The 9227-nt window shown below is 61.9% G+C and carries 8 protein-coding genes and 1 riboswitch; of the genes, 6 read left to right on the top strand and 2 right to left on the bottom strand.

Features of this window, described 5'->3' with window-relative positions:
- The 3 genes from AC1DT3_RS06160 to AC1DT3_RS06150 form a co-directional block, all read left to right on the top strand.
- Window positions 1-557: HWE histidine kinase domain-containing protein (locus AC1DT3_RS06160; protein WP_477464369.1), on the top strand; the 557-nt coding region annotated here is incomplete at its 5' end.
- Between the two features lie 27 nt (window positions 558-584).
- A complete protein-coding gene (cobU, locus tag AC1DT3_RS06155) occupies window positions 585-1139 on the top strand; it encodes a bifunctional adenosylcobinamide kinase/adenosylcobinamide-phosphate guanylyltransferase (protein WP_477464368.1) in 555 nt (184 codons plus the stop codon).
- Window positions 1136-2605 (top strand): cobyric acid synthase, encoded by a 1470-nt coding sequence (locus AC1DT3_RS06150; protein ID WP_477464367.1) that lies wholly within the window; start codon window positions 1136-1138, stop codon window positions 2603-2605. The genes cobU and AC1DT3_RS06150 overlap by 4 nt, the downstream gene beginning before the upstream one ends.
- On the opposite strand, the gene AC1DT3_RS06145 is transcribed toward AC1DT3_RS06150, so the two are convergent.
- Window positions 2606-3460 carry an ABC transporter substrate-binding protein gene (locus AC1DT3_RS06145; RefSeq protein ID WP_477464366.1) on the bottom strand — a complete coding sequence of 285 codons (855 nt, stop codon included), beginning with the start codon at window positions 3458-3460 and terminating at the stop codon, window positions 2606-2608. It lies immediately after the preceding gene.
- A 15-nt stretch (window positions 3461-3475) separates the two neighbouring features.
- Window positions 3476-3696: riboswitch (cobalamin riboswitch) on the top strand.
- 34 nt (window positions 3697-3730) lie between these two features.
- On the opposite strand from AC1DT3_RS06145, the gene AC1DT3_RS06140 reads away from it, so the two are divergent.
- Window positions 3731-5710, top strand: coding sequence for a TonB-dependent receptor plug domain-containing protein (locus tag AC1DT3_RS06140; RefSeq protein ID WP_477464365.1), 1980 nt, complete (start codon window positions 3731-3733; stop codon window positions 5708-5710).
- 10 nt (window positions 5711-5720) lie between these two features.
- On the opposite strand, the gene cbiB is transcribed toward AC1DT3_RS06140, so the two are convergent.
- Window positions 5721-6701, bottom strand: a complete 981-nt coding sequence (gene cbiB / locus AC1DT3_RS06135; protein WP_477464364.1) for an adenosylcobinamide-phosphate synthase CbiB — start codon at window positions 6699-6701, stop codon at window positions 5721-5723.
- A 29-nt stretch (window positions 6702-6730) separates the two neighbouring features.
- Here cbiB and cobD point away from each other — a divergent pair, with 29 nt between their 5' ends.
- On the top strand, window positions 6731-7744 hold the full coding sequence (cobD, locus tag AC1DT3_RS06130) for a threonine-phosphate decarboxylase CobD (RefSeq protein WP_477464363.1): 1014 nt from the start codon (window positions 6731-6733) through the stop codon (window positions 7742-7744).
- A gap of 278 nt (window positions 7745-8022) precedes the next feature.
- Entirely contained in the window at window positions 8023-9075 is a 1053-nt protein-coding gene (locus tag AC1DT3_RS06125) for a transglycosylase SLT domain-containing protein (protein WP_477464362.1), read from the top strand.
- The last annotated feature ends 152 nt before the right edge of the window (window positions 9076-9227 follow it).

The raw sequence follows: 9227 nt of genomic DNA, 5'->3' as shown, positions 1-9227 counted from the left end.
GTCTCGTTTCGCTGACCGCTCGAACGGCCCACGACCCCAAGGAGATGGCGAATGCGCTTCGCGGACGGCTCTCGGCCTTGTCGCGCGCGCACGAAATGGTCCGCCCTCCCTTCATTTCGGAAGACGGCCACATCGGGCCGACCACGGACCTGCCGCACTTGGTCGACGCGATCGTAGCGCCCTATCGAGAGGACGATGCACAGCGCGTCATCGCCGAGGGGCCATCGGTTCCACTCGAAGGGAATGCGATCACGAGCCTTGCTCTTGTTTTGCACGAACTCACCACCAACGCCGCGAAATACGGATGTCTCTCGACCCCCGAAGGACGGCTACTGATCCGGTGGACCGTGGAGAATGCCGCGGTCAACCTTCTCTGGCAGGAGGAGCAGGGACCTCCCATCGCCGGCATTCCCACCTTCGAGGGCTTCGGTCATCAGCTCTCCCACCGGAGCATCAGCGGTCAACTCGGCGGCTCGTTGGCCCAGGACTGGCGCGCTGAAGGCCTCGTGATCCGGATGACCTTGCCGCTCGACCGGCTTTGCCATAAAGGGCCCTGAACCCCTCTTCACGGGCCTGGCGTCAACATGTCGAACTTGYGAACCGCACGCCGCGTCCTCGTTCTCGGCGGCGCCCGATCTGGAAAAAGCCGCATCGCTCAGGAACTCGCGGAGGCGTGCGGCCTCGAGGCGGTCTACATCGCGACCGCGGAAGCCTGGGACGACGAGATGCGCGAGCGTATCGCCCACCATCGCGCTGCACGCGATGAGCGTTGGAAAACCCAAGAAGAGCCGCTTCACCTACCCGACACCATTCGGGCACAGGCGTGTTCCACCCGCGTCGTGCTTGTCGATTGCCTGACGCTTTGGCTGACAAACATCATGCTCGCGGAGGACGATATCGATCGGGCGTGCGAAGCCCTGCTGATCGCCATCGAAAATGCACAGGGTCCGGTCATTCTCGTGTCCAACGAGGTCGGCCAGGGCATCGTCCCCGATACGCCGCTCGGTCGCACGTTCCGCGACGCGCAGGGCCGTCTCAACCAGATGGTCGCAGCTCATTGCGACACGGTGATCATGGTCGCGGCCGGTTGTCCCATCGTCATCAAACCTGCTCCACCATTCGATATGACGCTGTCATGAGCGGAAAGACGCCTTCCATCATGCTTCAGGGCACCGGCTCGAACGTCGGCAAGTCCATTCTCGTCGCTGGGCTTTGCCGGCTCTTCGCGCGCAGGGGATTGCGTGTGCGTCCGTTCAAGCCGCAGAACATGTCGAACAATGCAGCRKCGGTCGAAGGCGGCGAAATCGGCCGGGCGCAGGCATTGCAGGCGCGCGCCGCGCGGATCGCGCCCAATGTTCATATGAACCCGGTTCTGCTCAAGCCGGAAACCGATCGCCGATCGCAGATCATCGTTCAAGGACAACGGTTCGGACAGCTCGATGCGATGAATTATAGAAGCCGCGAAAGCTTGCTTCCTTTCGTGCTCGACAGCTTCGCTCGACTCGGCGGCGATGCTGACCTTGTCATCGTCGAGGGTGCAGGAAGTCCGGCCGAAACCAACCTTCGCGCGGGCGATATCGCGAATATGGGCTTTGCCCAGGCCGCGCGCGTTCCTGTCGTTCTCGCGGGCGACATCGACCGTGGCGGTGTGATCGCCAGTCTGGTGGGAACGCACGCGGTCTTGAGCGAGGATGATCGTTCGCTCGTGCGAGCCTTTCTCATCAACAAGTTTCGCGGCGACGTCGATCTCTTTCACGAGGGTACGCAAACGATCGCGTCCATGACCGGGTGGGAGGGCGTCGGTATCGTACCGTGGTTTGCCGATGCCCATAAATTGCCGGCGGAAGATGCACTCGACATTCACGCGGCGCGCCATCGCGATGGCGGTTTGAAGATCGCCGTGCCGATCTTGTCTCGCATCGCCAATTTCGACGATCTCGATCCCCTGAAACTCGAACCGGCGGTTTCACTCACGATGGTGGCGCCTGGTATCCCGATTCCCGGCGACGCCGATCTCGTCATCCTTCCGGGTTCGAAAGCGACGATTGCAGACCTCGATTTCCTGCGACATCAAGGTTGGGACATCGATCTTGCAGCCCATGTCAGACGCGGCGGCCGTGTGCTCGGCCTCTGCGGTGGTTATCAGATGCTCGGCCGTACGATCGGCGATCCTCAAGGGTTCGAAGGGAAGACCGGCACCGTCGACGGCCTCGGTCTCCTCGATGTCGATACGGTGCTGTCCGCCGAGAAGACCGTGCGCGCCGTTGACGCCACGCACGAAGCGAGTGGAACGACCCTTTCGGCCTACGAGATTCACATGGGCCGCACGACCGGTGCCGACACGCGGCGCGGGCCGTTCCGGTTGGATGGGGCGGCGGAGGGAGCGTCATCGTCCGACGGTCACATCGCCGGGACCTATCTGCACGGCTTGTTCTCGAGCGATGAATTTCGCACGGCCTATCTACGGACGCTGAATCCGACATTGGACGTCGGAGCGTTTCGCTACGAGGATGAAGTCGAGCGCGTGCTCGATGCGCTGGCCGACCATCTCGAACGCCATCTCGATACGGACCATATCATCCGCATCGCGCGTAGCGGCGTGTGATCAGCGGACCTTCGCTTTGATTTCGCGCGCGATGGCCTCGATCGTCGCAGGTGTCGAGGGGCCACCGCAAATTGCCAGATTTCCGGGAATCAACAGACGCCTTTCAGCGGGGACGATCCGTGCGAGCGCCGGATGTGTGAGCAGCGCCGAACCATTGTCGACCGTGCGCCCAACCTCGTCGTCCATGAGCATGTAGTCCGGCGGGGTCCTGATGATGCTCTCGAGACGCGCTACGCCGCCCCGGGGAAGGCCGAGCTTTTCCTGCTGCAGGCGAAACCCTGTGTGTCGCAAGATCTCGCTGACGAGCGAATCCGATGCCGGCACGAAACCACGGCGATAATAGACGAGCACGCTGCGGCCATCGGGGACGATCCCCTTTGCGCGAACGAGCGCGGAATCGATAGCGGCGATCAGCGCCTCCCCCCGCTCCGGATGGCCGAGACGCTCGGCCACCGTGCGAATCTGCCGGCGGCCATGATCAAGACTGCGCCAAGGTTCGAGCGCCAAGACCTCGAAACCCTGCCCTTTGAGTAATGCCGTTCTCGCCTGCTGTCCGAAAATGCCGGCGACGACGAGATCCGCTCCGCTGAAGAGAATGCTCTCGCCCTTCCCGGAATTGCTCGGCATCCCTTCGGCGCTTTTGGCCAGGAACGAAATCGAACGATCYTTCGCCAACGGGCTCAACGACGCGATCTGGTCTCGATCCGCGAGCGCAAGCAGAAGCTGATCCGCACATAAGTTGAGCGAGACGATCTTGCGCGGCGCAACCGGAGACGACTCCGCTCCGTCGGGCCGAAGCGCAACTACGATGGCGATAATAATCAACAGACCCAGTTGTCGAACGAGTTGCGGCATCGAAGCCAAGCCTCTAAGAAGCAATCTGACGTTGGTGCCCCTAACCGGGGTGAAACGGGAACACGGTGCGGATCTTTCGATCCTATGCCGTGGCTGCCCCCGCAACTGTAAGCGGCGAGCGGCGGTCCTTCATGCCACTGATGCTTCGTGCACGGCAAGCGCACACAGCATTCGGGAAGGCGGACCGCACGCGACGACCCGCGAGCCAGGAGACCGGCCAGCGTCGTCATTCAACCAGTATGTTCGCCGGTGGGGCGAGCAGGAGGTCTTATGGTTACGCCTTTCCGCTGCTTGCTTGCAGCATCACTATCCGTGTCCGCGCTGCAAATCGGCGCAGCGCATGCCCAACCTTCATCCGATCAGAATAATCCAGTCGTTCTCGACGACATCGTCGTGACTGCGACGCGCACCCCTGTCGATCTCGCGAAGGTCGGCAGTGCGATCTCCGTCATTCCCGGAGATGAAATCGAGAAAGAATCTCCGCGGCGGATCGCCGATGTGCTCCGCCGCGTGCCGGGGCTGTCAGTTGTCGAGGCGGGCTCGGGTGGCACGACTCTCGTGCGCATTCGCGGAGCCGAGGCGCGTCATACGCTTGTTCTCATCGACGGAATCCGCGTCAACGACCCATCCTCGGGAGCGGGCGAGTTCGATTTCGCGAATCTCATCTCAACCGATGTCGAACGCATCGAAGTCTTGCGTGGTCCGCAATCCGCCCTCTACGGCTCGGACGCYATCGSCGGCGTCATCAACATCATCACCCGTAAGGGGGACGGAGCACCGCGCTTCAGCGTCAGCGCGGAAGGTGGCTCCTACGGCACAAAAGCCGGGCGCGCCGCCGTGTCGGGAAGCCATGGAGTGGTATCCTACGCTTTCTCCCTCAGCGGCTTCGATACGGCCGGTTTCTCTCGCTACGGATACCGTATCAGCAGGGTCGAGGGCACGCGGCTTTGGCCTTTGGAGCCTGACGCCGCACAGCGTCTCGGCGCATCAGGTCGCGTGGCGATCAAGCTGAACCCAGACGCGGAAATCGAGTTCGGCGGCTATGCCAGCTACAACGGCGGCCAATACGACGCCGCTTTTGGTGCGTACCCCGACACCCCATCCCAATCGCAACAGCGCCTGTTTACGGGTTATTCAAAACTCACCGCTTATGCCTTCGACGGCATTCTGCGCAACACGGTTCTTGTTTCCGCCAACCGGACAAACCGCGCCTATCGCGATGTCAGCTATTTCGGGGCACCGCTTTCCACTTCCTGGTCGAACAGCGGCTATACCGGCGACCGGATTGCCGCGGAATATCAGGGTGACCTGAAGCTTGGCAGCTTCGGACTGCTTACCTTCGGCGCGAAAATCGAGCGCGAACGGCTTCTCTCGACATCGCGCGACGTCTTACCGTTTGCAGGCCCAATGGTTGAGACGAACGATGCTTCACAGACCACTCGCTCGCTTCTTGCGCAACACCAGATCACCCTGTTCGACAACCTGCACCTGACATTCGGCGGACGGATTGACGATATCGCGGACGGTGATCGTTTCGGGACATGGCGGACGACGGCCGCCTACGACGTGCCCAATACGGGAATGACGCTGCGCGCAAGTGTCGGAACGGGTGCGAAAGCACCAAGCCTGTTCCAACAATTCGATCCGATTTATGGAACGCCCGGCCTAGACCCGGAGCGGTCGGTCGGTGTCGATGCCGGCATCGACCAGAGACTCCTGAACGATCGTCTGACATTGTCGGCGACGTTCTTCGCCAATCGTTTTCGCAATCTCATCGACTTCACGTTCGATCCAGTGAGCTGCGCGCCGACGCAAGCGTTCGGCTGCTATCTCAATGTGGCACGCGCACGCAGCACAGGCGTCGAATTGTCCGCCGATGTGGACGTCGTTCCCACACTCCTGCGCGTCAAGGCCGTCTACACGCATACAGACGCTTTCGACGAGGAGACCGATCTTCGCCTTGCCCGCCGGCCGCCGGACGAAGGTCGCCTGGGATTGATCATCACGCCGGTATCCGGCCTTTCGATCGAGCCGTCGGTCGTATTCGTGAGCACGCGTTTCTCGACGCAAGGCGAGCAGAACAAGCTCCAGCCCTACGCTCGCTTCGATGTGTACGCGGACTACAAGGTCAACGAGACGTTCAGCGTCTTCGCGCGCGCGGAAAATCTCACGCACGCACGTTACCAGGAAGTCTACAATTACGGCACCGCTGGTCGGTCCTTCTACGCGGGTCTGCGCGCGACCTGGTAGTCCAAGGCGGTCATTGCAATACGGCCGCCAACAGCATCGCGATCAGCGCCACCTGGACGCAGCACGCGACGCGAAAGACAACAAGAGCGCGGCGGATGTCGGCGATGCCGGCCTCCGCCCGCCCCTGCCCCATCCAATGGTCGTCGACCATGATGCCGCCGTAGACGCGTGGCCCCGCGAGACGTAGCCCGAGCGCACCTGCCATCGCCGCTTCAGGCCAGCCCGCATTGGGCGAGCGATGACGACGCGCATCCCGCGAGACCGCCCGGACGGCATCGACACTCCTGCATCCGCGAACGAGCAAGGCAGCGCTCGCAATGAAGAGAGCAGCCAACCGCGAGGCCGGGAGATTGACCCAATCGTCCAATCGCGCGGCTGCCCACCCATAGGCGGCATAGCGCTCCGAGCGATGACCGATCATGCTGTCGGCAGTGTTGATCGCCTTGTAGGCTGCAGCACCGGGCAGGCCTGCGAGCGCGAAATAGACGACCGGCGCGACGATTCCATCGGAGAAATTCTCGGCAAGGCTTTCGATTGCCGCCCGCGCGACAGCCGCCTCGTCGAGGGTTTGCGGATCGCGCCCGACGATTTGGGATACGGCTGCGCGACCCTCCTCAAGGCCGATGGCGAGGCCGTCGGCCACACTCGCGACGTGGTCATGCAGACTGCGTTGTGCGATCAAGCTGCTCCCCAGAAGCCCTACGGCGAGAAATCCTGCGCCGCTTGTCAGCGCGTTCGCTCCGATCACGCAGACGAGCGAACCCAGCAAGCTGACGGTGATGACAGCGACGAGTGTACAGATGCCCCGGCGTTTTCGTTGCGCAAAGAGCAAATCGGGCCGGTTGTATCGGGCTTCCAATTTTGCAATCAGTGAGCCGATCCAGGTGACGGGGTGGCCGATCTTACGGAAGAGGGTCGACGGATAGCCGAACGCCGCTTCTGTCGCGATCGCGATCAAGGTGGCGGCGAGGCTGGCTGCGAAGACGGACATCGGGGATCGGGCGAGAGGAACAAAGCGGCATGCGACACGGTGGAAACCTTCATGAAGCAAAATCGCTTTTTCCGAAAGCGCCATCGCCATGGATCGATCTGTCCACGGGCATCAACCCGCAGGCCTATCCGTTCACGGTCCCGGCTCACGATGCCTTCTCGCGCCTGCCCGCACCTGAAGAATTGCGGCGGATCGAAGAGATCGCGGCGCATGCTTATGACGTCGAGGATCCCCATCATGTGACCGCCGGGCCCGGTTCTCAGACCTTCATTCAGGCGCTGCCGCGGCTGTGCGAGAGAGAGCGCGTCGCTATTCTCGGGCCGACTTACAGYGAGCACGAGATCAGATGGCGACGCGAAGGCCACGATGTCGTGCACGTCTGCGACCTACGGGAAGCAACGGCGAGCGGCGCTGATACCATCGTCGTAGTCAATCCCAATAACCCGGACGGCCGCATCGTTTCGCGCGATGAACTTACCGCAACGGCACATAGTCTCCACGCGCGCGGAGGAAGGCTGGTCGTCGACGAGGCCTTCGCCGATCTCGCCGAAAACGTGTCCGTCTCTTCGCTCGATCTGCCATCGACCGTCGTGCTTCGCTCGTTCGGGAAGGCCTATGGCCTGGCTGGAGTGCGGCTCGGCTTCGCGATTGCTGATCCTGCTTTGACTGAGAGGATCCGCGAAGTGCTTGGATCCTGGCCCGTCTCCGGACCCGCTCTCGCGATCGGCGCGCAGGCGCTCGCCGATCGCGCGTGGCTGTCGGCGCAGCGGCAGCACCTCGATCAGGCCGTGTACGCGCTTGATGATTGTCTTCGTGCCGCCGACTTCACGATCATCGGCGGAACGCGGCTGTTTCGTCTTGCTTCGCATCCGTCGGCACCAGCGGTATTCGACCGATTGGCACACGATGGAATCTGGGTCCGCCGGTTCGACCATGATGCAAAACTGCTGCGGTTCGGTGTTCCCGCTGCTGCAGATTTCGCTCGCCTCGCGCGCAGTCTGGCCGCGTCCTATGAGGCAAATACTCCTTTTTCGGGGAGGTGACGGTTCGTCGCAATCCAAGGAATGCCACGATTCAACGCTTAAGCTGACCCATTCCGGACACAACCAATCGTCAGGAGTGGTCCCCAAGTTCAATCAATAGACCGCTCACCCGCTCTGCGGCGACGCGGCGTCTTTTTTGGGGGCTTCCCTGCATGACTGTCGCACTGACAGCGTCTCATGACGCTCGCCAGACCTCAGCCTATGTCGCTTCGAACGACTCGACCATCTGGCTTCGCCCACGCCCTCTCCGGCTGGGCATTTTTCGTCATCGCTTGACCGTGTTACGCCTTGCTGCAAGCGTCGGTCTCGGCGCGTTCCTGACATTTGCCACAGCCTCCTCCGCGAAGGCGCCCGTTGGCTTTCTCAAAGATCACCACGAAGTCGAGAGCGTCATCAACGGCCTCGTTCCGGAGATCGTCGCGCCGGTTGAATTCCGCACAGCCATGGTCGACGCGCAAATTGGGGCGCAGAACGCGGCGATGGATCCGGCGCCCGTCGAACTCACAGGCGGGTACGATCCCCTGATGGCCATCGTGCCAGTTGCGGCTGCCCAACCGCGAGATATCCAGGCGCAGTTCATTATGTCGCAGAACGACTCTGAACAATCCACCGCCAATCAGCCCGACACTGCTGCCGCGCAAAATTGCATTCAGTTCGAAGAGCGCTGTGTACAGCGTTGGCTCGTCGAAACCATCCTGCGCGCTGCGGACACGACCGGCGTCGACCCGGTATACATGATGGCGCTCGCCGACAAGGAATCGAGCTTCGTTCCCAGCGTGAAGGCCGGGACATCGTCCGCGACTGGGCTTTTCCAGTTCATCGCCGGCACATGGTTCGAGGTCGTTCGCGCTTATGGCGCGAAGCACGGATTGGCCATGGAAGCCGAGGCGATTCAATGGGTCGACGGGCAATTGACTGTGGCCAATGAAACGATGCGCGATCATATTCTCGGGCTGCGCAAGAACGCCCATTTTGCCGCGCTGATGGCAGCCGAAATGACAAAGCGCGACCGCGCGCTGATCGAGAGTCGGATCGGACGGGCGATCACCCGTTCGGAATTCTACTTCGCGCATTTCTTCGGAGTCGACAGCGCGAGCCGCTTCATGCGCCTCGTCGACGACAAGCCGAAGCAAAGCGCGCCGCGCGTATTCCCGGCGGCAGCAAAAGCAAACCGGACGCTCTTCTTCGAGAAGTCGGGGCGCAAGTCTCGTCAGCTCACCGTAAGCGAGGTCTACGACAAGATCGACACTATGATCGACCGCCGCCTCGGCCTCTTCGAAGACGTCGCAACGCTGACCGACACGTCGAAGGTGTTTGCGTCCGGCCTCTAGAGATAAACGGCCGAGACGCGTCTGTTCGAATTGATCGCGCTAGGCTGCGGAGGATTTGTCGCTGCCTTCGTCGGTCTTCGCGTTGACGGGTGCTTCCGCGCGAGGGCTCAATCCAGCGGTCGCAGGACTGATCGGTGCGATGTCCACGAACC

The sequence above is a fragment of the Microvirga sp. P4_G7 genome, from assembly GCF_056401005.1.
The sequence above is the reverse complement of the archived record's forward strand: the minus strand, read 5'-3'. Positions and strand labels throughout refer to the sequence as shown.

Bases quoted from the DNA above. Each gene is read 5' to 3' on its own strand.
- cbiB (WP_477464364.1), bottom strand. From the start codon at position 6,701: ATGTCCGTCTTCGCAGCCAGCCTCGCCGCCACCTTGATCGCGATCGCG.